This is a genomic window from Salmonella sp. 32031103-2018-00083-FB-01-SM-01 (assembly GCF_017571995.1).
In the GTDB taxonomy this organism is placed as follows: Bacteria; Pseudomonadota; Gammaproteobacteria; order Enterobacterales; family Enterobacteriaceae; genus Salmonella; species Salmonella enterica.
In genome coordinates, this window is the sequence record NZ_JAGEQL010000004.1 from 406,104 (window position 1) to 429,825 (window position 23,722).

At 49.1% G+C, this 23,722-nt stretch carries 19 protein-coding genes; 8 read left to right on the plus strand and 11 right to left on the minus strand.

Going from position 1 to position 23,722, the window contains the following annotated elements; all coding sequences use genetic code 11:
- The first annotated feature begins 328 nt into the window (after window positions 1-328).
- On the plus strand, window positions 329-1,012 hold the full coding sequence (locus J4614_RS14645; RefSeq protein WP_001275356.1) for a LuxR family transcriptional regulator: 684 nt from the start codon (window positions 329-331) through the stop codon (window positions 1,010-1,012).
- Between the two features lie 104 nt (window positions 1,013-1,116).
- On the opposite strand, the gene J4614_RS14650 is transcribed toward J4614_RS14645, so the two are convergent.
- From J4614_RS14650 to J4614_RS14665, 4 genes are all read right to left on the minus strand, one after another.
- Window positions 1,117-1,674: a DUF3156 family protein gene (locus tag J4614_RS14650; protein WP_000100109.1), complete on the minus strand. Its 558-nt coding sequence runs from the start codon at window positions 1,672-1,674 to the stop codon at window positions 1,117-1,119.
- Window positions 1,652-3,151 (minus strand): APC family permease, encoded by a 1,500-nt coding sequence (locus J4614_RS14655; protein WP_000475960.1) that lies wholly within the window; start codon window positions 3,149-3,151, stop codon window positions 1,652-1,654. Before J4614_RS14655 ends, J4614_RS14650 begins: the two co-directional genes overlap by 23 nt.
- 208 nt (window positions 3,152-3,359) lie before the next feature.
- The gene (locus J4614_RS14660; protein ID WP_024154915.1) at window positions 3,360-3,734 is read right to left on the minus strand and encodes a cupin domain-containing protein; all 375 of its coding nucleotides are present in this window, start codon (window positions 3,732-3,734) and stop codon (window positions 3,360-3,362) included.
- 14 nt (window positions 3,735-3,748) lie between these two features.
- A complete protein-coding gene (locus tag J4614_RS14665; protein WP_001092825.1) occupies window positions 3,749-5,050 on the minus strand; it encodes an FAD-binding oxidoreductase in 1,302 nt (433 codons plus the stop codon).
- Between the two features lie 161 nt (window positions 5,051-5,211).
- On the opposite strand from J4614_RS14665, the gene J4614_RS14670 reads away from it, so the two are divergent.
- Entirely contained in the window at window positions 5,212-6,696 is a 1,485-nt protein-coding gene (locus J4614_RS14670) for an NAD-dependent phenylacetaldehyde dehydrogenase (protein ID WP_208293223.1), read from the plus strand.
- A 134-nt stretch (window positions 6,697-6,830) separates the two neighbouring features.
- On the opposite strand, the gene iraD is transcribed toward J4614_RS14670, so the two are convergent.
- The 5 genes from iraD to J4614_RS14695 all read right to left on the minus strand — a co-directional run bounded on the left by iraD (window position 6,831) and on the right by J4614_RS14695 (window position 11,171).
- Window positions 6,831-7,211, minus strand: coding sequence for an anti-adapter protein IraD (gene iraD / locus J4614_RS14675; protein ID WP_094888462.1), 381 nt, complete (start codon window positions 7,209-7,211; stop codon window positions 6,831-6,833).
- Window positions 7,211-7,696 carry an Hcp family type VI secretion system effector gene (locus J4614_RS14680; RefSeq protein ID WP_000338753.1) on the minus strand — a complete coding sequence of 162 codons (486 nt, stop codon included), beginning with the start codon at window positions 7,694-7,696 and terminating at the stop codon, window positions 7,211-7,213. The genes iraD and J4614_RS14680 overlap by 1 nt, the downstream gene beginning before the upstream one ends.
- 725 nt (window positions 7,697-8,421) lie before the next feature.
- Window positions 8,422-9,345, minus strand: coding sequence for a polysaccharide deacetylase (locus J4614_RS14685; protein WP_000540892.1), 924 nt, complete (start codon window positions 9,343-9,345; stop codon window positions 8,422-8,424).
- Between the two features lie 38 nt (window positions 9,346-9,383).
- Complete coding sequence (locus J4614_RS14690) at window positions 9,384-10,262, minus strand: carbon-nitrogen hydrolase family protein (RefSeq protein WP_000089258.1); 879 nt, start codon at window positions 10,260-10,262, stop codon at window positions 9,384-9,386.
- Window positions 10,263-10,574: 312 nt separating this feature from the next.
- Window positions 10,575-11,171, minus strand: coding sequence for a TetR/AcrR family transcriptional regulator (locus J4614_RS14695; RefSeq protein ID WP_000428463.1), 597 nt, complete (start codon window positions 11,169-11,171; stop codon window positions 10,575-10,577).
- A gap of 374 nt (window positions 11,172-11,545) precedes the next feature.
- On the opposite strand from J4614_RS14695, the gene uidA reads away from it, so the two are divergent.
- From uidA to uidC, 3 genes are read left to right on the plus strand one after another with little or no spacing between them, the layout of a single operon-like run.
- Window positions 11,546-13,357 carry a beta-glucuronidase gene (gene uidA, locus J4614_RS14700; RefSeq protein WP_000945953.1) on the plus strand — a complete coding sequence of 604 codons (1,812 nt, stop codon included), beginning with the start codon at window positions 11,546-11,548 and terminating at the stop codon, window positions 13,355-13,357.
- Window positions 13,354-14,727: a glucuronide transporter gene (uidB, locus tag J4614_RS14705; protein WP_001075549.1), complete on the plus strand. Its 1,374-nt coding sequence runs from the start codon at window positions 13,354-13,356 to the stop codon at window positions 14,725-14,727. The genes uidA and uidB overlap by 4 nt, the downstream gene beginning before the upstream one ends.
- A 35-nt stretch (window positions 14,728-14,762) precedes the next feature.
- Entirely contained in the window at window positions 14,763-16,028 is a 1,266-nt protein-coding gene (uidC, locus tag J4614_RS14710) for a glucuronide uptake porin UidC (protein WP_000712675.1), read from the plus strand.
- 79 nt (window positions 16,029-16,107) lie between these two features.
- On the opposite strand, the gene J4614_RS14715 is transcribed toward uidC, so the two are convergent.
- Entirely contained in the window at window positions 16,108-17,412 is a 1,305-nt protein-coding gene (locus tag J4614_RS14715; protein WP_000784371.1) for an MFS transporter, read from the minus strand.
- A 404-nt stretch (window positions 17,413-17,816) separates the two neighbouring features.
- On the opposite strand from J4614_RS14715, the gene uxuA reads away from it, so the two are divergent.
- The 3 genes from uxuA to uxaC all read left to right on the plus strand — a co-directional run bounded on the left by uxuA (window position 17,817) and on the right by uxaC (window position 22,008).
- Complete coding sequence (gene uxuA, locus J4614_RS14720; protein WP_000815491.1) at window positions 17,817-19,001, plus strand: mannonate dehydratase; 1,185 nt, start codon at window positions 17,817-17,819, stop codon at window positions 18,999-19,001.
- A 110-nt stretch (window positions 19,002-19,111) separates the two neighbouring features.
- Complete coding sequence (locus tag J4614_RS14725) at window positions 19,112-20,584, plus strand: fructuronate reductase (protein WP_061377608.1); 1,473 nt, start codon at window positions 19,112-19,114, stop codon at window positions 20,582-20,584.
- 11 nt (window positions 20,585-20,595) lie between these two features.
- Window positions 20,596-22,008 carry a glucuronate isomerase gene (gene uxaC, locus J4614_RS14730; RefSeq protein ID WP_000190180.1) on the plus strand — a complete coding sequence of 471 codons (1,413 nt, stop codon included), beginning with the start codon at window positions 20,596-20,598 and terminating at the stop codon, window positions 22,006-22,008.
- A 299-nt stretch (window positions 22,009-22,307) separates the two neighbouring features.
- Here uxaC and J4614_RS14735 read toward each other — a convergent pair whose 3' ends face one another.
- Entirely contained in the window at window positions 22,308-23,363 is a 1,056-nt protein-coding gene (locus tag J4614_RS14735) for a methyl-accepting chemotaxis protein (RefSeq protein WP_000475253.1), read from the minus strand.
- Window positions 23,364-23,722: the final 359 nt, after the last annotated feature.

Genomic DNA, 23,722 nt, shown 5'->3' on the forward strand with positions numbered 1-23,722 from the left:
AGTCTCTGTTAACCTGCGCTATTACAGAAAATCATAGAACAGTCGTCTCAAAAGAATATCGTCCTGAAGGACGAGAACCCACGGCATTTTCAGGAGATGAGTCAACCGCGACAGAAAAAATTATATTAATAATTTTAAATTATTTTTTAGAAAACCAAACAGGATTTAAATTAAAACTGTTTTATTTCAAATATTTATAAAAAATACCGTAACACGCATCACATTATTAACATGTGAATGATTGTGTTAATCGAATGTAAATTGTATGTTTCAACATACCACTATTTTACTGCGTCCCGGCGCGCTCATCCGGATGGAAGGAGATAACATGTCAGCCTTATCAACTACTGGCCATAATGACGGGATCACTCTCCATTGCTTACAGAGCATTGCGCAACTCATTCCTCTGTCGTCGGCGGTTTTTTATCGTGTTAATGCTTATTTAAAGCCGGAAGCCTATGTTTTACATAACATTTCTAATAGCACACACCAACAATATCTGGAGCATTTTCAACCATTAGACCCGCTATCGCCTTCCCGGTTCGGCCAGCAGGTTATTACCGTAGCGACGATGACGCCCGGTATCTGTGCCCGTCATCGCCATTATTATCATGAATTTATGCTACCTAATCATGTGTGCGACATGATTGAGATCTTTATTCGTCGGGGCCATCGTATTATCGCGGGCATTTCATTAATGCGCGATATACCTTTTTCCAGCGAAGAGCGTTTGCGAGCCCAGGCAGTACAACCATTACTGGGACTGGCAATTCATGATTCTCTTCAGGAAGACAACAATCTGGCGTCAATATTGACCGCAAAAGAGCGTGAAATTGTGGGAATGGTCTGCGAAGGGGCCAGTAACAAATTGATTGCCCGTCAGTTGAATATATCTCTCTCAACAGTGAAAACGCATTTACGTAATATTTTTGCTAAAACAGAAGTGATAAATCGCACGGAACTGGTTTCCCGAACCAGAATGTCCTCGGTACAACATTCACAGCATATGTGAAAGCGTGCTTTTTACCCCGCGTCAATTGCGGGTCTTTTCCCCATGTGTCATATATGCCTGAATTAATACCACTCTCTGAGCTGATGCCTCAATAAAATGTCATATTATCTGGCGTCGGTATCCTGTTGCAGCCATTGATTCATGGCCTGATTGATCATATTTATCACACTCAGCAGAAGAACACGCTGGTGTCGCTCAAGCCGCAGATAACGGCGCAGCGGCGGCATTTTACAAACCACTTCGCTCGCAGCCCATAGCTCAATGCTGCAATACCATTCCTTATGATGTAAAACCAGCGTGAACCGACGATAATCCAGTTCACTCAGAGCCTGTTGTAAATTGGGGAAACGATTAAGATAGTTAATCAGCCCGGCGGTACTTTTGCTGCCAGTAAAAATGACGGGATAACGTTTCAGCCATCCGGGCTGATGAACGCGAATTTTGCCCTGCAAAGGATAATTGATTGTGCCTTTCACCCTGAATTCACAACTGTGAATACTGGCCATGAATAACCGTTTTTGCTGAACATGGCAGATAACCTGGGTAAATGCATTCAGATGCAGCACGGCGCTATGTTCGGTCAATTTTTCACAACGCCAGCCGCTCAAATCACGTAACACCATGTTCATTAATGTGCTCTTAAACCAGGGGACGGAGGACATCTGGCGTCATCTCTTCATTGTTTCGCTTTTCATAATTGCCCATCGCCCGTTCCACGACCTCTTCTACCGGAAGTGGGAGGAAAGGATTAACCCGTTGCACACATAATGTCCAGAATAAGGCATAGGCGGCAGTCAATCCAAGCATAATACCGAATGGTATAAGTACATCCCGACTGTTCATTCCTGGAGGCGCGATATTAATAATGGCGATAATAATACCCACGCTCGAAATAATCTGAGGTAAGGGGAACCAGGGGGCCCGGTAAGCGCGTGGCAAATCGGGGCGCCGAATACGTAAGATAACGACCGATAACGTTACCAGCAGATAAGCTACCCCCCAGGCGCAGACCGCAGCGAGGATCAGCGGAACAATGTGGTCGATATCACCGTTCAGATACCAGGCATGTAAACAGGGGATCGCAACACCGAAAGCGATGGCGATGACCGGTGTTTTAAAGCGGGGGTGCAACCAGGTCAGAAACCGCGGCAAAGCGCCGTCCAGCGCCATGCCGTATATAATACGCGGTACTGCCGCCATCAGCGTATTAATCGTCGCACATCCCGCTAACAACAACCCCACGCCCAGCCAGTATTGCCCGACATGTCCCATGACACGATTGGCAAAGGCGGGAATAGCCATCGGCGTATCCAGTAAAAAGATATGGTTTGCCGCATCGACAACCACATTATTTACCTGCCGGTTAATCGCAGCGCCATAGAGGAACATACAACCTGCCACCGCTAAAAGGCCAAGCGCCATCGCTCTGGGAATCGTACGATGCGCTTTTTTAATTTCCGGCGCCATTGGCGTTACCAGTTCACAACCGACGAACATAAACATCGCCATGCCAATATAACCAAACAGACCAGAAAGATTACTGACATCAAGCGGTGCGCCAAACCACCCAGAATGATGAGTGACCGGGGATAACAGGATCCCGCATAAACCGAAGATGGTCAGGGTAGTCCACATACCGAAAGTAAGAAATACTTCCACCTTGCCAAATACTTCAACACCAATGGCATTCAGTAACCCGAAAACCACTACCATGCCGACGCCAACCATCCAGGTATTGTGCTGCATGGCCACGTGTTCGCTAACAGACTCAAAGTTCACCAGCGCCATGACGCCAGCGAGAATCGTTTCTGCCGTGCCGGCAAAAATGTGTACGATCAGGTAAGCGCAAAGCGCACCGGTGATAGCGAAAAAACGCCCCATTCCGCAGGAAATATAGTCGTAGACGGAGCCAGTTGTGGGAATAAGCGTTGCCGCTTCGGCAAAGGTGGTAATCTGCGCTTGCATCATAATAAATGCCAGTAATACCGCAAGGGCAAAGGTATCTCCCCCTGAGCCAAAACCACTGGTCACGGTCAGGATCACCGGGCTTGCCATAATCAGCCCGACGGAGCTGGCAAGCGTCGTGGGGAAACCAATAACGCCACGTTCAAGATGGCTGGCAAGTCTGTTTTTAAACATGGTCAACCTCTTCACTATTATTACAACAATAAATTACCGCTCCGGAATAACGCTTATTTATGGCAGGCAGCGCATCTAACAGGTATCGTCCTGAAGAGGGATAACGGTAAATAACGTTGTGACGCCGTCCCCGCATGCGCTAATAGCAAGTGGGGAGCGCGTTATTCTCCCCAGTGATACCAACGCTACTGACGAACAATTAAAGGATTCAATCCTGTTTATGGCTTTCAACGTTTGCCAGATAATGTTTTACAAAACGGGGCGTTAAAACTTTCCATGCCACTTCGGTTCCCTGTTCAACAAACCAACTATCGCCCGGTGAAAAACGTATCGGTTCCTGACCAGCGACAGTGAGTTCCACTTCCCCTTCCAGCACGGTTGCGTGCTCGGTAAAGGGATAAATCATCGTGAAACCGCCGCGGGTCGATGAAAACAGTCCACAGGTAAATACATCCTCAGGTTTACCGTAAATCATCGCAACGGCGACCTGGGGATCGCCTTCTGTTGGCAACGCCCCTAACAGGCTGACACTCCCGACTGACTGTAATTCAGGAACAGGTTGATTGAGTTTAAAAGCGTGCATTAATGTTCTCCTGGTTAATTCCGGCCTTTCCAGAAACCGGCTGTTTGATGTATCAGTTTTCCCGCACTGACCAGCAATAGACGTAGACTGTCGCGACCATAAATTGTCGCGTGGGGAATGCTACTCATCAGACGATACCGCTCGGAACCGCCATTTATTCCTTCGGCCAGGATTTTGCATACAATATGGGAAGGCGTGACGCCAAATCCGGAATAACCCTGAACATAAAAAACATTATTGTGTTCACGAAGCGTGCCAATCTGCGGAAACAGATTCGCGCTACAGGCCATCGGTCCGCCCCAGGCAAAATCGATTTTAACGTCTTTCAAATAAGGGAAGACCTCCGTCAACAGAGTGCGGTTCCAGGCAGCAAAATCGTGCGGGGTATATTCAAGAAACCTTGTGGCGCTGCCAAACAGCAGACGGTTTTCTTTTGTGAGACGGTAGTAATTTATCACCGGGCGGATATCACTAAAAGCCCCGCGCAAGGGACTGATCCGCTCAACAAGCTCGCTGGAGAGAGGTTCTGTAGAGACCTGATAAGAATAAGTAACCAGCGTTTTCTTATAAATTTCTGGTTCCAGATTATTGAGAAAACTATCACAGGCCCACAGCAATTTGGCTGCTTTTACGCTGCCCATCGCAGTACGTACCCGCACAGTTTTACCGTAACTGACCTCAACCACAGGTGAATATTCGAATATCTTCACCCCCAGCGAATTCGCAGCCTGAGCGGAGCCCAGCAATAAATTCAGCGAGTGGACATGCCCTCCCCCCATATGCTTGAGAACACCGCAGTAGACGTCGGAACCGATAACCTGCTGCACGTCTTTACCGGTATAGAGTTCAATATCGTCTTCCGGCGTAGCGGCTTTGAATTCTTTTTCCCATTGTTGCAGCGTTTTTAACTGCCGCTGGTTGTAGGCCAGATAACCATATCCGGGGACAAAATCAGCATCAATATGGTATTTACGAATTCGCTCCCGAATAATACCTGCGCCGAGGTTCGAGATTTTAAACAGCGTCTCCATTCCCGCTGCGCCTACATATTTTTTAACGGCTTCGATGTCGTGACCTATACCGGCCATCACCTGACCGCCGTTTCGTCCGGTGCCGCCATACCCAAGATGACGGGCTTCCAGAACGACAACATTAGTGATCCCCTGCTCCGCCAGTTCCAGCGCGGTATTGATGCCTGAAAAGCCACCGCCAATGATCACCACATCGGCATCAATATCCTCTTGCAAAGCAGGAAAATGCAACGGGTATTTTTTCGTCGCGCCGTAGTAATTCAACGCATCGATTTTTGTATTCATCGCGTTACCTTGTCATCACGCTTGACTAAGACCGCTATCACAGCACGGTAACGTTTTATAAAATATCGTCCGGAAGAATGACGTTCTTTGGAACGATATTCAGCTCCGAAAAAGTATGTTGGGATGGAAAAACGTACATTCCTGACCTACAGGCACTTCTGATGAGCGATGTGACATTACTTGCCGAAGTAACGACTTTTTTACGCCAACAACACGGACAATTTATTGCAGGTGAACGTCAGGCCGGAAACGGCACGAACTTTTCGGTCACTAACCCAGCCACCGGCAAAATCATCGCCGACGTTGTGTCGGCAACCCCTGCGCAGGCAGAAGAGGCCATGCAGAGCGCCAGACGGGCGTTTGATGTCTGGCGTAAAATGCCAACGTTACAACGCGGCGCATTACTGCTGAAACTGGCTGATACTCTTGCCGCTCATCGTGAAGAGTTAGCTCAGCTGGAAAGCGTCTGTTCAGGTAAAACGATTCTGCTGTCGCGCGGTCTTGAACTCGATCAGTCAGTGGCCTTCCTGCGTTACTTTGCCGGTTGGGCAGGAAAAATAACCGGTGAAACGCTGAATGTCTCCCTGCCATCAATGGGAGAAGAGAGATACACAGCGTTTACCCAACGCCAACCCATTGGCGTGGTCGTCGGTATTGTGCCGTGGAATTTCTCAATCATGATTGCTATCTGGAAGTTGGCCGCAGCGCTGGTATGTGGCTGCACCATCGTCATTAAACCAAGTGAATATACCCCGCTGACACTGCTGCGAGTTGCTGAGCTGGCTAAAGAGGCAGGTTTCCCTGATGGCGTAATTAACGTGGTAAACGGTACTGGCGGTGAGATAGCGCAACAGCTGATCGCGCATCCAGATTGCGCCAAAGTGAGTTTCACCGGGTCAGTTGCGACAGGTGAGAAAGTCCGGCGTTCGGCAACATCGTCAGGAAAACGCGTTACCCTCGAACTAGGAGGGAAAAATGCGGCGCTGTTTCTCAATGATCTCTCGGCACAAGCCATGGTCAACGGTATTCTTGAAGCCGGTTATCTGAATCAAGGACAGATTTGTGCTGCCGCAGAGCGTTTTTATCTGCCCCAGGAAAAACTGGATACGGTCATGACGCTCCTCAGGCAACGGTTATCGGGGATCGTGCCCGGCTCGCCTTTAGATGAAAAAACGGTGATGGGCCCGCTGGCGAATCAGGTTCAGCTTGAAAAAGTGCTGCATCTGATTCAACGCGCACGGGAAGAAGGGGATACTATTGTTTACGGCGGTGAAACTTTACCCGGCGAAGGGTACTTTTTACAGCCGACGGCGGTAAAAGTGCGTAGTAAAAACAGTACGCTGATGCACGAGGAGACCTTTGGCCCTGTCTGTAGCTTTATCGGTTATCAGAATGAAAAAGAGGCGCTTTCGCATATCAACGCTTCGCCATTCGGCCTTGCTGCAAGTGTGTGGTCGGAAAATATATCTAAGGCATTACGCTACGCTGAAGATATTGATGCTGGCATGGTGTGGGTCAATATGCATACCTTTCTCGATCCCGCGGTACCCTTTGGAGGGATGAAAGGATCGGGTAGTGGTCGTGAATTTGGCAGCGCGTTTATTGATGACTATACCGAACTTAAATCTGTCATGGTCCGTTATTAACCATCCTGAAAATGATGCAGGCAGATCAACCATACCGAAAGGTGGACTGTCTGCCTGATTATCAGGTTCGTTCGCTGCGTTTTATTGCTTGTGAGTAATGTTAAACGCCCGGCCCGGCGTTCCTTCCTGCATTACTAGCGCCATCTACCGTTAGAGTAGGCTATCTCCAGTCTTAACGGTTCAGACTCATCCTGTAACATCGCTTCCAAAGACAACGCCAGCGTCTGATGATAGGCATCTTTTACACTGACTTTCAGCATGTTGATGCTCGGTTCATAACGTAAAATAGCAGCGCGAAGCTCACGGCAAAACCAGTTGAGAACCCGTTTGTCACCCACATTCACCTCGTGCCATTCCGGCATACCCCGAGTGAGCAGCGGCGGTAATGTCTCTCCACCTGCTACAGCGCAAGAGTTGAATAAACACATTAACTTGCGGCGTACCAATTCATGTGGGCTTATCCCCTCAACCAAGAGCCTGTCGAATAGCGCGACCGGAATGGTTGGCGTCATCATCATTTCCCTATCTGGTCCATCGCCAGATCCCATACTGACGTTCTGGACTCCTGTTGAGCGCCGTCTGATTTCTCGGCAGTGATTTGCCATTCGATTTTCGTGAAGTTCAGCGACATCGTTTCCACCGGCTTACCGCCGGCGCCGCCGCTAACACTGAGTTGTGATATCAGCACGTTTGTCAGGGTATAAACGATAAGCGACCGCATTTTGCCGTCGTCATTGCGGCACAACGTCAGCACCGCAGTTCTAATTAGCCTCCCGCTACAGCAGTACTCATTGAGCACAGGCGTGGCGAGGTCGACAAATTTGGTGAGCGACATTTCACCAACATGCGCACGCCCGGAAGTCCGCTCAGTGAGGCTAACATCGTTATTTACCTGCATTGCCACATTGTGGCTATAAGACATGATCTCTATCTGATCTTCAAAGCCTTCAACCTGGCTTTCGCCTTTGATATTGTCGAGCTTTAAAAAAATCGCATCCATGATTTATCTCCTTGTTGATCAGGTGGCAGTTCAGCAGCCAGACGAATACCAGCAGCCAACGCTTGTGACTCTTATTAAAAGCGCAACTACCAAAAAACACAGCGTGAAAAGCGCCAGGTTTGCAGGGATTTTACCAACGTTTACCCACGTCTGATAAACGTTATTCCGCTGGTTGCAATGCAATAGAGGGTTTTGGCCCGCTGTGGCCAAATACAATTGAGGTTATACTGAACGCTCTCTGCCATATTCAATCCCTTTTATCGCAAAGTATCCCTGGTGCCGGTATCACAGCGTCGTTATTCAAAAATTGACATTTCAGAATAATAATCAGCTATATATAAAAAACACATCAAAAAGCAAATATCAACTTAATTTTTACTTATTTAATAAAAAACCCCAAATTGATTTACATCAATTAACACATACAAAAACATTAAAAATCAAAGCGTTAAATAAAAATTAATCACTATGGAAATTTTATTTTTCTTAATACTCACATTATAAATGCTATTTGCTTATCTTCCTGTGAACACTAAAAAATGATTTAAATCAAAAAACAAACTATTCTCGTTGATTAACGTTTTGACCGAAATAAAAAAGATTTTATACGTCCCGGGATAGTCTCCCTTTCTGATGGACAATATGCATTAACGAGCGAGCAAACAGGTAACTTCTGCCCGGGTAATCCGTTACCCGACTGATATTAACATTGTCATGAGGTGATATCATTTGCCTGGCCAGCCATAATCATCCGGAACCGGCGCTACGCCACGAACATCAGGACGGAGCATTTTTTGTCGATCCTCTTCGTCATCCACCCAGACACTGGCTATCTCTTCACAGGTTGCAAACCATACGCCATCATGCCCTTTAATATGTTCAATCAAGCGTGACAACATCATCATATGATGCCCATGACCGATTATCTGCGGATGAAGGGCCATCGCATATAAACCGTTTTCCTGATGGTTATAAGCATAGGTAAAAATATCCTTCCAGCGTCGCAGAACACCGTCAGTATCGCTCATCCCCTCCTGGTTGCCGGTATACGCCAGTGCGGGAAAATCATCCAGATACCAGCTAACAGGAATTTCCAGAATCGCGCTGGCCGGGCCTGCGATATTTCCCGTCTCCCAATTCACCTGCCAACGTTGAGGATGGTAAGGCACAAGATCTCTCGCCATCAGGCTACTGTCATAGAGAAAACCGGCTTCCTCCAGAAGATCCAGCGTATTCTCGCTATAATCCCAATAGGGAGAACGGTATCCCACAGGACGTATGCCGAAATGTCTTTTATAACAGGCGAACGCCAGATCCATAAGTCGGCGCTCTGTATCACGATTCACCAGCGTCGGATTTTCATGATAGTAGCCATGGTGAGCGATTTCATGCCCGGCATCAAAAATCGCTTTACTGATTTCCGGGAAGGTGTCTACAGTGTGTCCGGGAATAAAAAAGGTGGTTTTGATATTATTTTCTTTGAACAATTTCAGAAGCCTTGGTACGCCAACTTGTGCACCAAACTCTCCTCGTGACATAAAGGATGGCGACGGTCGATTAAATCCGCCCAGCCATAAAGACTGAGCATCTACATCGACACCAAGATTGACCGCAATCCTTTTACCCTCAGGTAATTTTAAATATCCCATAACGACCTCCAGCTAATACATAGAAGGGACACATTCTGTTATTTAATGTGTGATGGCCAGATATTATATATGCCTGCTTTTCTGCGTCTGTCCTTGAACGTTGTTGCTGCCCCACCGAGTCTATTTTCATATAGAACATCGAGGTTAATTTCTCCTGAAATGACATCCTCTTGATTGACGTGCGCCTCTGCGATAATACCTTGTGGATTTTTCCACACGACATCACAGGGGCTTAAAATTGAACTTCGGGCCCAGCAGCCTGGCAGTGGTCCACCCGGGTTTCCGCCCAGGCAACAGTGAACAAGATAAATTTGATTTTCAATACAACGTGCGTGGCAACAATGCCTGACTCGCCAAAATCCCTGTTCAGTAAACGTAGCGGAAGGCGTTAAAATTAACTCCACACCCTGTTCCGCCAGCGTCGCGGCACACTCCGGTATTTCTGCTTCATAACAAATATTAAAACCCACCTTTGCAAATGGCAGTTGAAAAACAGCCATTTTATCGCCTTCCTGAGTATACCAACCCCGTTCAGCCGGGAAGATATGCGTCTTACTGTGGGCATAATGTTCGCCATCGGGTCCCCATATATGCGCAACATTCTCATAGCGATCTACTCCGGTCTGCTCCAGATGAGAGCCAGCAATAATGAACTGTCCTCTTTCTTTCGCTTCCTGTTGAAAAAGCTGCTTATAGGCATCCGTGAACTGATCAATTAAAGTAAGGTGTGAAATGGGTCTTTCTTGCCATTTTTTCAATAGTGTAAATAGCTCAATGGTAAATAGCTCCGGGAAGATAACGACATCAGCTCCCTGACTTTTATTAAGAAGTATCCTTACCTTTGTTATGAAATCTTCAAAAGTGTTTATTTCAGTAACAATATACTGACAGGCTGAAACAGTAAAATTACGTGACATCGTGATATCCCCGGCATGAAATTTAAACTTAAATTAACGTATAGCGCATGGAGAATATTAGGGAGTGGGCATTACGACATCAGGTTATTTTTTGTGAAGCTACGCAAAATATATGGAGAAAAGAGTAGAAGCATTGAAGCTTTATTTACATAAAGGGGACTTTATCGATGATCGCAGCGAGACAGAGAGTCGATAAAAATCCAGGCGAAAAACAATAACCCTTACCACAATATTATTTTCATCATCTAAAAATAATCAGGCAAACTAAATGATAACGCGCTCGTATAAAACGAACGCGTATTTTTACCGACACTAGCTTGCAGAGTTGCATTTTAGTAGCCCGGTTAACATAGTTCTTAACGTCGTCGCAAAACTGACGTGCCGGGCATTCTCAGCAGAGCTGCTATCCGATAAAACACCATACGTGGTAGCTAATAATAGCCTTGCCGCCATTTCTTTATCCACATCGGCGCCAATTTCCCCCTTCGCCTGCGCATCGTTAAAACGTGCAACCAGCGAGGCGATAATAGTGTGGTATTTATTGGTTAGCATTTCCGCGACCTGAGGATTACGCATCCCTTCAGCCATAATCTCTACGACCAACGCCCGCTGCGCGCAGTCTTCACGCGTGACGGCAATAGTTGACTCCACCAGATAATCCACCAGCCCAACGCCCTCCAGCGGCTCACGAAAATGGGTTAGTGCTCTTTCCTGATCTTCTAAAATAATGGCTTCAATCAGGGCCTCTTTAGAGGGGAAGTGATGATAGAGTGTGCCGGGGCTCATGTCGCTGGCCTTACAGATCGTTTTCATTGATGTACTATGAAAACCGTTTTCAGCAAAACACTGCCTGGCGGCGCGTAAAATTCGCATCCGCGTCGGTAGTGATTCGGTAAGTTTATTCTCCATTACGTTGACCCATTTTTCACTCTGCGTGGTGGCAGTGTACCCGGGCGCACTTCAGGCGCCTACTCTTCATCCTATTTTCTTTGATCCTCATGATGTCCCTCCCGCCCCCTCCCCCTCACTTCCTGTATAAAAAACAGTAGAACGAACGTTCGATTGAACATTTTTTGCCATATGTCAACGGATGAAAATGGTTTTATGTGACAAAAGAAACAAAAATCAGGTTGCAATCCTGTTTTTTTTGATCCGCCTTAAGATCCTTCCTTTCTGCATTTTCCCTCTCGATCGCTGCGTGATAACTATTGCCTCAGACAACTGGTTAACTTGTTTTATTGCTGGTTGACCAATGAAAATTCATCAGGATTAAGGAGTGAACAATGTTACGTCCCGTAGAAACCCAGAGCCGCGAAATCAAAAAACTTGATGGACTGTGGTCGTTTTGCACGGATGCAGACGATTGCGGTATCGCGCAACAATGGTGGCGACAACCGCTCCCCCAAAGCCGCGCTATCGCCGTACCGGGTAGTTATAACGATCAGTTTGCCGATGCAGAGATCCGCAACTATGTCGGCAATGTCTGGTATCAGCTCAACGTCCGCATCCCCAAAGGCTGGGAGCATCAACGCATCGTTCTACGTTTTGATGCCGTCACGCATTATGGAAAGGTATGGGTAAATGACCACGCCGTGATGGAACACCAGGGAGGCTATACACCTTTCGAAGCGGATATCAGCCACCTGGCGGCAGCCGGAGAGAGCATACGTATCACAGTATGCGTCAATAACGAGCTGAGCTGGCAGACTATCCCTCCGGGGGTGGTGACCCGTGATGAAACGGGGAAAAGGCAGCAATCATACTTCCATGATTTCTTTAATTACGCCGGTATCCACCGTAGCGTCATGCTCTACACCACACCAAAAACGTTTGTTCAGGATATTACGGTGACGACGGAGGTCGCGAACGATCTCTCCCGGGCCACACTGAGCTGGCGGGTGGAGGCCAACGGTGAAGTACGCGTAGAACTGCGGGATGCCGGGCAGCATATTGTCGCCTACGGCGAAGGGGCAAAGGGCGAATTACAGATAGCAGCGCCACGATTATGGCAACCGGGCGAAGGATATCTGTACGAGCTGCGGGTTATCGCACAGCATCAGGACGAACGTGATGACTATCCGCTTCGGGTAGGAATCCGTAGCGTAGCGGTAAAAGGCGAACAGTTTCTGATAAATCATAAACCTTTTTATTTTACCGGCTTCGGTCGCCATGAAGATGCCGATCTACGAGGGAAAGGATTTGATAACGTGCTGATGGTACACGATCACGCGCTAATGTCGTGGATTGGCGCCAACTCTTATCGCACGTCGCACTATCCTTACGCCGAAGAGATGCTCGACTGGGCGGACGAGCATGGCATTGTCGTCATTGATGAAACAGCAGCTGTTGGTTTCAATCTCTCTTTAGGTATCGGCTTTGATTCCTGCGAAAAACCGAAGGCGCTATACAGCGAGGAAGGCGTCAATGATGAAACACAGCGGGCGCATCTCAAGGCTATTCAGGAATTGATCGCCCGCGATAAAAACCATCCCAGCGTGGTGATGTGGAGTATCGCGAATGAGCCGGATACCCGTCCAGAAGGCGCCAGAGACTATTTTGCGCCACTGGCGCAGGCCACGCGCGAACTGGACCCGACCCGCCCTATAACCTGCGTGAACGTCATGTTTTGCGATGTGGAAACCGACACCATCACCGACCTCTTCGATGTGGTGTGCCTGAACCGCTATTACGGTTGGTATGTACAAAGCGGCGATCTTGCGAAAGCAGAAAAAGTGCTGGAGAAAGAGTTACTGGCCTGGCAGGAGAAACTCCACCGCCCCATCATCATGACGGAATATGGTGTCGATACGCTGGCAGGGCTGCATTCGATGTACAGCGACATGTGGAGCGAAGAGTACCAGTGCGCCTGGCTGGAGATGTATCACCGAGTATTCGATCGCGTTAGCGCCGTTGTCGGCGAGCAGGTCTGGAACTTTGCCGATTTCGCGACTTCACAGGGCATTATGCGCGTCGGCGGTAATCGAAAAGGGATTTTTACCCGCGACAGAAGACCAAAATCGGCGGCCTTTATACTGCAAAAACGCTGGACCGGTATGACCTTCGGCGAAAAGCCACAGCAGGGAGAGAAATCATGAACCAGCCGCTTTCCTGGCGCGTTATCGTAGGCTACAGCCTGGGTGATGTTGCCAATAATTTCGCCTTCGCCATGGGGGCGCTGTTCCTGCTAAGTTATTACACCGACGTCGCAGGCGTCGGTGCCGCCGCTGCCGGTACGATGCTCTTACTGGTACGAATATTTGACGCCTTCGCCGATGTGGTGGCGGGACGCATAGTAGATAGTGTAAATACCCGCTGGGGGAAATTTCGCCCGTTCCTGCTGTTCGGATCGGCGCCGTTAATGCTGTTTAGCGTACTGGTATTCTGCGTCCCGGCAGAGTGGAGTCATAGCAACAAAGTTATTTACGCATATCTCACCTATATGGGACTTGGGTTCTGCTATAGCATGGTCAATATTCCCTATGGATCGCTGGCGACGGCAATGACTCAGGAACCGCGTTCGCGCGCCCGTCTCGGCGCGGCGCGCAGTATTGCGGCCTCGCTAACGTTTGTCTGTCTGGCCTTCCTGATCGGGCCGCGTATTACTCATTCCAGCCCGACAGAAATGGCGTCGGTCTACCTCTTCTGGACCATTATCCTGGCCATTGCCGGTATGGCGCTGTATTTCATCTGTTTTAAATCTACCCGCGAAAACGTGGTGCGTATCGTCGCGCAGCCGTCGTTAAAAATCAGTCTGCAAACGCTTAAACAGAACCGCCCGCTAATGATGCTTTGTACCGGCGCGCTATGCATTCTGATCTCGACCTTCGCCGTCAGCGCATCGTCACTGTTCTATGTACGCTATGTTTTGAATGATACCGCCCTTTTCTCGGTTATCGTGCTGGTACAAATGCTGGTAGGTTCTGTGGCGTCAGCACCTCTGGTTCCCCGTCTGGTGGCGAAGATAGGTAAGAAGAATACCTTCCTGGCGGGCGCCTTAATGGGCACCCTTGGGTATTTGCTTTTCTTTTATATGTCTGACCATTCAGTGCCCGTGGCCTTAACCGCTCTGGCGATTGCCGCTATTGGCCAGGGGATCACCATGACGGTAATGTGGGCGCTGGAGGCGGATACCGTGGAGTACGGCGAATATCTCACGGGCGTGCGCATAGAAGGTCTGACTTACTCGCTATTTTCTTTTACCCGTAAATGCGGCCAGGCTATCGGCGGTTCTATTCCGGCCTTTATTCTTGGGTTAAGTGGCTATATCGCCAATCAGACGCAGACGCCGGAAGTCATTACCGGTATCCGGATGTCTATATCGCTCATACCGTGCGGCTTTATGTTACTGGCTTTTATTATTATTTGGTTTTACCCATTAACGGATAATAAATTTAAGGAGATTGTTCAGGAGATAGATAAACGAAAACAGTCACAGCAACAACTTATTAAAGATTTTAATAAATAGCTTTTCGATAACAATAATATACAACAGGTTAAACAATGAAAAAATTCGCGAAGATAGCGGCTATTCCAATAGCAGTAGTCGCGGCCTGTCCTTCTGCCCTGGCCCTACAAATTTCTGATGATGAGTCCGCCTTACGTTTTAGACTGAAAAATGAGTTACGAAGAGCTGATAAGCCCAGCGCGGGCGCAGGCAGAGATATTTATGCCTGGGTTCAGGGTGGGTTAATTGATTTTAATAGCAGCTATTATTCACAACGGATCGGCGTCGAGGGTAGCGCGTATTATGTTTATAAACTCGGTGCTCGCGATAATATGAGTACACGCTGGTACTTAGACGGACACGAGAGTTTCGGCTATGTGCTTGGCGCAATAAAAATAAAGCCAACAGAAAATAGCCGCTTAAAAATAGGTCGTTTTGGCACCGATTATAGTTATGGCAGCCTCCCCTGGCGAATTCCACTCATCGCCAGCAGCTCACAACGCACGCTACCGACCGCTTCCGAAGGCGCGCTGGGCTACCTGGCGCTGACGCCAAATGTAGAGTTCTGGGCAATGTGGCGTACCCGCGTTTTTCAGTGGACAGACTCAACGACCGGTATTCGCAATGAAGGCGTCTACAACAGTAAAACGGGTCAATATGATCATCATCGTCCACGCGCATTTTTCGCCGCCAGCTGGCACGACGAGAGCAGCCGCTATTCCATAGGCGGCTCGCAGCAAAACGATGTCTCCCGTCAGGTACAGGGTATCTTTGAAAAACGGATACCACTAGACGATGGTTATGCCCTGAAAGGCGAGCTGCTCGGTTTTTACGCCCGGCTGGAGGGGCTAAGTCGTTCATCCACCCAGCCTAATGAGACCGGGTTGGTTAGCGCTCAGTTTACCTGGAGCGCCCCCTGGGGCAGCCTGTTTGCCAGCGGCGGCTATCTGCAACACGCCATGAACGGCGCAGTGGTCGATACCGATATTGGTTATCCCTTCTCTTTAAGCCTCGATCGCAACCGGGAAGGCATGCAGTCCTGGCAGGCGGGCGTTAATTACCGTGTTACGCCACAGCTCACCATGACATTCGCGCCTGTCGTCACGCGCGGTTATGAGTCCAGCCAGCGCGCTGTTCAAATTAAGGGGTTGGGTCTGCTGGGAGCCATAAATTATCGTATTGAAGAGGGGCCGCTAGAGGGCATGAACATTTTTCTTGCCGCTGACAAAGGGCGCGAAAAACGCGACGGTAGCGCGCTGGGCGATCGCTTGAATTACTGGGATGTGAAGATGAGCATCCAGTATGATTTTATGCTCAGGTAAGATGAAGACGGCCACCCGAAGGTGGCCGTTAGAGGCCGGTAGCGCTTTCGCTTATCAGGCCTGTGAAACCGAGACAGCTTTAGCGGTGAGACGCCAGCGGCTGTTCCGTCATTGGCGGGTGGTGCTTTTCCGGATCTTTAATCAGTACCCACAGGATGATGGCGCCGATAATATCGAACAGACTGAGTGCAATGAAGAACGGGCCGTAACCGATAATAGCGACCAACGCCCCCATAAACAGGTTGAAGCTTAACTGTCCCATCCACGCCGCAGATCCTGCCAGACCGGCAACCGTCGCGACCTCATTTTTCTTGAACAGGTCAGCGCTCATGGTAATCACGACGGTAGACAGCGTCTGGTGCGCAAAACCGCCAATACTCATCAATGCAATGGCGACATACGGGTTAGTCGTAATGCTGACAAAACCGATCGAAATCATCAAAACAGCGCCGATGGTAAAGCTACAACGACGCGCATTGATCGTGGTCATGTGCATCTTTTCCATGAAGAACTTCGCCAGGAAACCGCCTGCAACGCAGCCAAAGTCCGCCGCCAGGAACGGCAACCAGGCAAACATGGCGATCTCTTTTAACGGCAGATGCATCACGTTAATCAGATACAGCGGCATCCAGAAACTCAGCGTTCCCCATGCCGGGTCAGCCAGAAAACGGGTAATCGCCAACGCCCAGAAGTTACGCTTTTTAACGATCTCTTTAACGGCCGGTTTTTTGTTATCGTCCTGGAGATAGCTTTCCTGGCCGTCTTCGATATAACGCAGCTCTTTGTGGGTGATCCACGGGTGTTTATTTGGCGAGTTATAAATCAGGAACCAGGTGATGGCGAACAGCACGCCGATCCCACCGGTAATCACAAACGCCATTTCAGTACCGATGCCGCTATCAGCAAAGGTCAGCATCGCCCAGACCACCAGCGGCGGCGCCAGCATCGCGCCAATCGAAGTACCGATATTAAACAGCCCCCCCGCAATACCGCGTTCTTTCGTCGGGAACCATTCGGCGCTGGCTTTAATCCCGGCCGGAATCGCCGACGCTTCGGTCAGCCCCATCAGACCACGCAGAAATGCCAGGCTTATCCAGCCGCCGGCCAGCGCGTGCGCCATGTTGATCAGCGACCACAACAAGGCAAAGATAAAGAAGCCGATTTTCAGTCCGATGACATCCATCAAATAGCCGGTGATCGGCTGCGCAATGGTGTAACAAAGCTGGAAGGCGCTCACCACCCAGGAATATTGTTGCTCATCAAAATGGAGTTCTTTCATCATCGCTGGCGCCGCAACGCTAAGCGAGCTACGGGACAGGTAGTTTACGATGGTCCCTACGCAGACCAGGCCGATAATCCACCATCTTAATTTTGTCATCTTCATGATAAAGCCTCGTTAAAAAACATTAGCTCCGCGCCGTCTGACCTGTAGCGGGAAAACTGAAATCACAAAAATTGGTTGACCAATCAATATTTTCTCATCCGGACCGGTCAAAATCTGGCGGCAACTCCCGCACTTAGTATTCTTGAAATAAATACATCAACTCATTTCAAGTTGAATGGTGAATGCTTTTCACCCAGTAAAAATTGACACAGATCAAATAAATAAAATTGGCAGACCGTGAATGATGATATTTGTGATTTGGTTAGCCAATTTAGACAATAAGGTTGACATGAGAAAATTTTTGGTTGAATTTAGGAGCCAGAACGGGTTTACAAAGCACGTTTCGATCTTGGCTGGCAATGGGTCAACCACGAAGACGTTATCGCAAGAAGAGGAAACGAGATATGAAACAAACCTGGCGCTGGTACGGACCTAACGACCCGGTAACGCTGTCAGATGTACGCCAGGCTGGCGCAACCGGCGTGGTAACGGCGTTACACCATATCCCGAATGGAGAAATTTGGTCGGTAGACGAGATCCAGAAACGTAAAGCAATCGTTGAAGAGGCGGGTCTGGAGTGGTCTGTGGTAGAGAGCGTACCTATCCACGAAGACATCAAAACCCACACCGGTCAGTACGATTTATGGATCAAAAACTACCAGCAAACGCTACGTAACCTGGCGCAATGCGGTATCTATACGGTTTGTTATAACTTTATGCCGGTGCTGGACTGGACACGTACGGATCTGGAATACGTATTACCGGATGGTTCCAAAGCGTTGCGTTTTGACCAGATTGAATTCGCCGCGTTCGAACTGCACATCCTGAAGCGTCCGGGAGCAGAAGCCGACTATACGGCAGAAGAGATTGCTCAGGCAGAGCGGCGTTTCGCCACCATGAGCGAGGAAGACAAAGCACGTCTGACCCGCAACATTATTGCCGGTTTACCTGGCGCGGAAGAAGGCTATACGCTGGAGCAGTTCCGTCAACACCTGGCGACGTATAAAGATATCGATAAAGCAAAACTGCGTGAACATTTTGCCTATTTCCTGAAAGCCATTATTCCGGTTGCCGACGAGGTTGGCGTGCGTATGGCCGTTCACCCTGACGATCCGCCGCGCCCTATTCTCGGCCTGCCGCGCATTGTCTCTACCATTGAAGACATGCAATGGATGGTGGAAACCGTTAATAGCATGGCGAACGGCTTCACCATGTGTACCGGATCTTACGGCGTGCGCGCCGACAACGATCTGGTTGATATGATCAAGCAATTTGGTCCGCGCATCTACTTTACGCATCTGCGCTCTACGCTGCGCGAAGAGAATCCGAAGACCTTCCACGAGGCCGCCCATTTGCACGGCGATGTGGATATGTATGAAGTCGTTAAAGCGATTGTGGAAGAAGAGCACCGTCGTAAAGCCGAAGGTAGCGACGATCTGATCCCAATGCGCCCGGACCACGGTCATCAGATGCTGGACGATCTGAAGAAGAAAACGAATCCGGGTTATTCCGCCATTGGCCGTCTGAAAGGGCTTGCGGAAGTCCGCGGCGTCGAACTGGCTATCCAGCGCGCTTTCTTTAGCAAATAACCTTCTTTCGCATGGCGCGACGCGTCATGCGATTTCCCCTACTCAATGCAATAGCAACATGCCTCGCCCCGGAGATCGCGGGCGAAGACGTCGAATGACAGGAGTTTGCAATGGAACAGAATATCGCCACCGCCCAGGTTTCCGTCGCCCGCCCAAACTGGGACAAATCACGTCTGGTATCCCGTATTGTGCATCTGGGCTGCGGGGCGTTTCACCGCGCGCACCAGGCGCTCTTTACTCATCATCTACTGGAAAAGAGCGACAGCGACTGGGGCATTTGTGAAGTGAACCTGATGCCGGGTAACGACGCGCGGCTGATCGCGAACCTGAAAGCGCAAAATCTGCTGTACACCGTTGCAGAACGCGGCGCAGAAAGCACCGAACTGAAAATTATCGGTTCAATGAAAGAAGCGCTACACCCTGAATTCGACGGTCATGCAGGGATTCTGGCGGCAATGGCGCGCCCGGAAACCGCCATCGTCTCCTTAACCGTGACCGAAAAAGGCTACTGCACCGACCCCGCCAGCGGCGAGCTTGATGTCAATAACCCGCTGATCCAAAACGATCTTGCCCATCCACAGCAGCCTAAATCCGCCATTGGCTATATTGTCGAAGCGCTAAACATGCGCCGGGAGCAAGGACTGAAAGCTTTTACCGTGCTGTCGTGTGATAACGTGCGCGAGAATGGTCACGTCGCGAAGGCTGCCGTCCTCGGTCTGGCAAAAGCTCGCGATGCCGCCCTCGCCGCATGGATTGCCGACAATGTGACCTTCCCCTGCACCATGGTTGACCGCATTGTTCCGGCAGCGACCGAAGAGACGCTACAACTGGTTGCCGACCAGTTAGGGGTTTATGATCCCTGCGCTATCGCCTGCGAACCCTTCCGCCAGTGGGTCATCGAAGATAACTTTGTGAATGGTCGCCCGGACTGGGACACCGTCGGCGCGCAATTCGTTGCAGACGTCGTACCGTTTGAGATGATGAAGCTGCGTATGCTTAACGGCAGTCACTCTTTCCTCGCCTATCTGGGTTATCTCGGCGGGTATGACACTATCGCCGATACCATGACCAACCCGGCTTACCGTCGCGCGGCGCTGGCGCTGATGCTTGATGAACAAGCGCCGACGTTGTCAATGCCGGAAGGCACCGATCTGGAAGGGTATGCGAATTTGCTGATTGCGCGTTTCACTAACCCCTCGTTGAAACACCGCACCTGGCAGATCGCGATGGATGGCAGTCAGAAACTGCCGCAGCGTTTGTTGGACCCGGTACGTCTGCACTTACAACAGGGCGATGACTATCGCCACCTGACGCTGGGCGTCGCCGGATGGATGCGTTACGTCGGCGGTGTCGATGAACAAGGTAAAACCATTGATGTCGTCGATCCGCTGCTTGCACAGTATCAGGCGATTCATCAGCAATATCAGACGCCGGAAGAACGCGTTCGCGGGCTACTGGCCATCGAGTCTATCTTTGGCAACGACCTGCCGAAGAACCACGAATTTGTGCAAGCCGTTACCGACGCTTACCAACAGCTATTGCAGAACGGCGCGAAAGCCACGGTAGAAGCGCTGGCTAAGTAAGGAGATAAATCATGGCTACGTTTATGACTGAAGATTTTCTACTTAAAAACGACATTGCCCGCACGCTGTACCATAAATACGCCGCGCCCATGCCGATTTATGACTTCCACTGCCATTTAAGTCCGCAGGAAATCGCCGACGATCGCCGTTTCGATAACCTCGGTCAGATCTGGCTGGAAGGCGACCACTATAAATGGCGAGCGCTACGAAGCGCAGGCGTGGATGAGTCGCTGATCACCGGCAAAGAGACCAGCGATTATGAAAAATATATGGCCTGGGCCAATACCGTACCAAAAACGCTGGGCAATCCGCTGTATCACTGGACGCACCTTGAACTACGCCGTCCATTTGGCATTACAGGTACGCTGTTCGGACCGGATACCGCAGAAAGTATCTGGACGCAGTGTAATGAGAAACTGGCGACGCCGGCCTTTTCCGCGCGCGGTATTATGCAGCAGATGAATGTGCGGATGGTCGGAACCACCGACGACCCGATAGATTCTCTGGAATATCACCGCCAGATAGCCGCCGACGACAGCATTGATATTGAAGTCGCGCCAAGCTGGCGCCCCGACAAAGTTTTCAAAATCGAACTGGACGGCTTTGTCGATTACCTGGGGAAACTGGAAGCGGCGGCAGATGTCAGCATTACCCGTTTCGACGATTTACGTCAGGCGCTCACTCGCCGTCTCGACCATTTCGCCGCCTGCGGCTGCCGCGCGTCGGATCATGGCATTGAAACGCTGCGATTTGCACCGGTGCCCGACGATGCGCAGCTTGACGCCATTCTGGGCAAACGTCTGGCTGGCGAAACGCTGAGCGAACTTGAGATCGCCCAGTTTACCACAGCGGTGCTGGTCTGGCTGGGCCGTCAGTACGCCGCGCGCGGCTGGGTGATGCAGCTACATATTGGCGCGATCCGTAACAATAATACCCGGATGTTCCGCCTGCTGGGGCCGGATACCGGCTTTGACTCCATTGGCGATAATAACATTAGCTGGGCGCTCTCCCGTTTGCTCGACAGTATGGATGTGACCAATGAACTGCCCAAGACTATCCTCTATTGCCTGAACCCACGTGATAACGAAGTCCTGGCGACCATGATCGGTAACTTCCAGGGGCCGGGAATTGCCGGAAAAGTGCAGTTTGGTTCCGGCTGGTGGTTTAACGATCAGAAAGACGGGATGCTGCGCCAATTGGAGCAACTGTCGCAAATGGGCCTGTTAAGTCAGTTTGTCGGGATGCTGACCGACTCCCGCAGTTTCCTTTCTTATACGCGACATGAATATTTCCGTCGTATTCTCTGTAACCTGCTGGGACAGTGGGCGCAGGACGGAGAGATTCCTGATGATGAAGCGATGCTAAGCCGTATGGTTCAGGATATCTGCTTCAATAATGCCCAACGTTATTTCACGATTAAATAATCGCTATTAATCTGTGAGCACAGGTTTCAGGTATTCCGAGGGGCAGGAAGGCGGTAAGAGAGTGAGAAATTTAGCAGTAACGCACTTTTCCAGCCAAAGTCTGGCCGCCGATAAAAAGCAAAGAGGTTGCTGATTAATCCCGAATCACTTACTAAGGTAAGTGATTCGGGTGAACAAACACAGCCATCTTCTGCGTCATGCTTCTTTTCTCTGTCCGGAATAACTCCAGTGCAGAAAGTGCGATACATCAGTCCTGTTGATGATGGCTCCTGTTGGTTATACGGTAATAACTCATGACTTCACAGTGTGGTTTCTTTTAACAAATCGACAGCCAGCATTTCCAGCTGGTTAACCACCTCATTACTGGATCGCTCCATTCTGTCAAGTTCTTGCGACATCGCATTCATATCGCCTGCGGCAAAATAGTTCAGCGCAGAGTGACCAGCGGTATGCACCTCTTTATGCGGCGCTTCCAGACTACGGAAACTGTAGTAATTGCTAAACTGCTGCCCTTCGAAACCATAGTACCATTTCCCCAGCCGACACTGATCGTGCATCGTTATTTTACTGTTTATGTCTTTATTTAAGAGTAATTTGTAGACTTCCATTTTCCAGATAACATGGTCAACTTTGACAATATTCAAAAACTGCACCGTAGAGATGTACTGCATGACCGATTTCATGCTCAGCGATTTATCGATGACGATGCCAATAGACTCCACAATTTGATTTATGTTAGTCGTAATATTATCAATAACCGGCTGTTGGTTATCCAGCACCTCACTCACTCTGGCCGTATTATCTTTGATTACAGAGGTTAACGTACTGACGCTTTTCGAACTGTGTTTAACATCTTCGGACAGGTTTTTCACCTCTTTCGAAATAACGCTAAAACCACGCCCGGCATCCCCTACGCGCGCGGCCTCGATCGCGGAGTTAATCGCTATCAAATTGGTCTGGTTAGCGATCTTCTGTATCTCTTTAATACACGCATTAATTTGCGTTAAAGAGGTATTTAAGTCGCCCATACGACAGCCAATATCCGATGAAGTCGTGCCAATTTCGGTGATAAATTCCACGAGCGATTTTAATGAACTTCTGGCTTTATCATTCTGTTCGTTAAGTTCATTAATGCGTTCTTTTTCAATGTTGAGCTGCTCACAGGACTTAATGATGGCATTACGAATGATATCGATCGTCGAGATCCCCATCAGAATTTTTTGACACAATATCCGCTCATAAGGCTCAGGAGTATCCACCACCACGTCAGACGCATTAGCGCCAGATTCTGCTGGCGGCGGTATTTTTACAACATTATTATTCCAGTGGCGCAAGCCTAATACTTTTTTAAACATATACCATTCTCCTTATTATATGTGGACATCCTGATCTATGCCTGGATAAAGTATTATCAACTCATGCTAACATAATGAAAAATTGGATGTCATCTGCCATAACCATACGTTCACCAGAATAAGACAAAACGTCCACCAAACTTAAATAATTACAAGGTAAACTATTCAACAACACCATTAATAGTCACAATGGAAGTCGCCCCGCTTTATACGCAAATATCATTTACAAGGCTGATAATAATAATTAACTGCATTTACTTAGGTGTATCTATATCTCGGCCCGAAGATTGCAGACAGGGTTTAAACGCAAACTTTTGCGATAGAAAAATAACCTAACGTAAACTTTTTATATGACTAAC

What these genes read in the sequence shown, in the direction of transcription:
- uidB (WP_001075549.1), top strand. Translation starts at nt 13,354, where the DNA reads ATGAACCAGCCGCTTTCCTGGCGCGTTATCGTAGGCTACAGCCTGGGT.
- J4614_RS14680 (WP_000338753.1), bottom strand. Translation starts at nt 7,696, where the DNA reads ATGGATGCGATTTTTTTAAAGCTCGACAATATCAAAGGCGAAAGCCAG.
- J4614_RS14660 (WP_024154915.1), bottom strand. Translation starts at nt 3,734, where the DNA reads ATGCACGCTTTTAAACTCAATCAACCTGTTCCTGAATTACAGTCAGTC.
- J4614_RS14695 (WP_000428463.1), bottom strand. Translation starts at nt 11,171, where the DNA reads ATGGAGAATAAACTTACCGAATCACTACCGACGCGGATGCGAATTTTA.
- J4614_RS14715 (WP_000784371.1), bottom strand. Translation starts at nt 17,412, where the DNA reads ATGAAGATGACAAAATTAAGATGGTGGATTATCGGCCTGGTCTGCGTA.
- J4614_RS14655 (WP_000475960.1), bottom strand. Translation starts at nt 3,151, where the DNA reads ATGTTTAAAAACAGACTTGCCAGCCATCTTGAACGTGGCGTTATTGGT.
- uidA (WP_000945953.1), top strand. Translation starts at nt 11,546, where the DNA reads ATGTTACGTCCCGTAGAAACCCAGAGCCGCGAAATCAAAAAACTTGAT.
- iraD (WP_094888462.1), bottom strand. Translation starts at nt 7,211, where the DNA reads ATGATGACGCCAACCATTCCGGTCGCGCTATTCGACAGGCTCTTGGTT.
- J4614_RS14645 (WP_001275356.1), top strand. Translation starts at nt 329, where the DNA reads ATGTCAGCCTTATCAACTACTGGCCATAATGACGGGATCACTCTCCAT.
- J4614_RS14725 (WP_061377608.1), top strand. Translation starts at nt 19,112, where the DNA reads ATGGAACAGAATATCGCCACCGCCCAGGTTTCCGTCGCCCGCCCAAAC.
- J4614_RS14665 (WP_001092825.1), bottom strand. Translation starts at nt 5,050, where the DNA reads ATGAATACAAAAATCGATGCGTTGAATTACTACGGCGCGACGAAAAAA.
- J4614_RS14670 (WP_208293223.1), top strand. Translation starts at nt 5,212, where the DNA reads ATGAGCGATGTGACATTACTTGCCGAAGTAACGACTTTTTTACGCCAA.
- uidC (WP_000712675.1), top strand. Translation starts at nt 14,763, where the DNA reads ATGAAAAAATTCGCGAAGATAGCGGCTATTCCAATAGCAGTAGTCGCG.
- J4614_RS14650 (WP_000100109.1), bottom strand. Translation starts at nt 1,674, where the DNA reads ATGTCCTCCGTCCCCTGGTTTAAGAGCACATTAATGAACATGGTGTTA.
- J4614_RS14690 (WP_000089258.1), bottom strand. Translation starts at nt 10,262, where the DNA reads ATGTCACGTAATTTTACTGTTTCAGCCTGTCAGTATATTGTTACTGAA.
- uxuA (WP_000815491.1), top strand. Translation starts at nt 17,817, where the DNA reads ATGAAACAAACCTGGCGCTGGTACGGACCTAACGACCCGGTAACGCTG.
- uxaC (WP_000190180.1), top strand. Translation starts at nt 20,596, where the DNA reads ATGGCTACGTTTATGACTGAAGATTTTCTACTTAAAAACGACATTGCC.
- J4614_RS14735 (WP_000475253.1), bottom strand. Translation starts at nt 23,363, where the DNA reads ATGTTTAAAAAAGTATTAGGCTTGCGCCACTGGAATAATAATGTTGTA.
- J4614_RS14685 (WP_000540892.1), bottom strand. Translation starts at nt 9,345, where the DNA reads ATGGGATATTTAAAATTACCTGAGGGTAAAAGGATTGCGGTCAATCTT.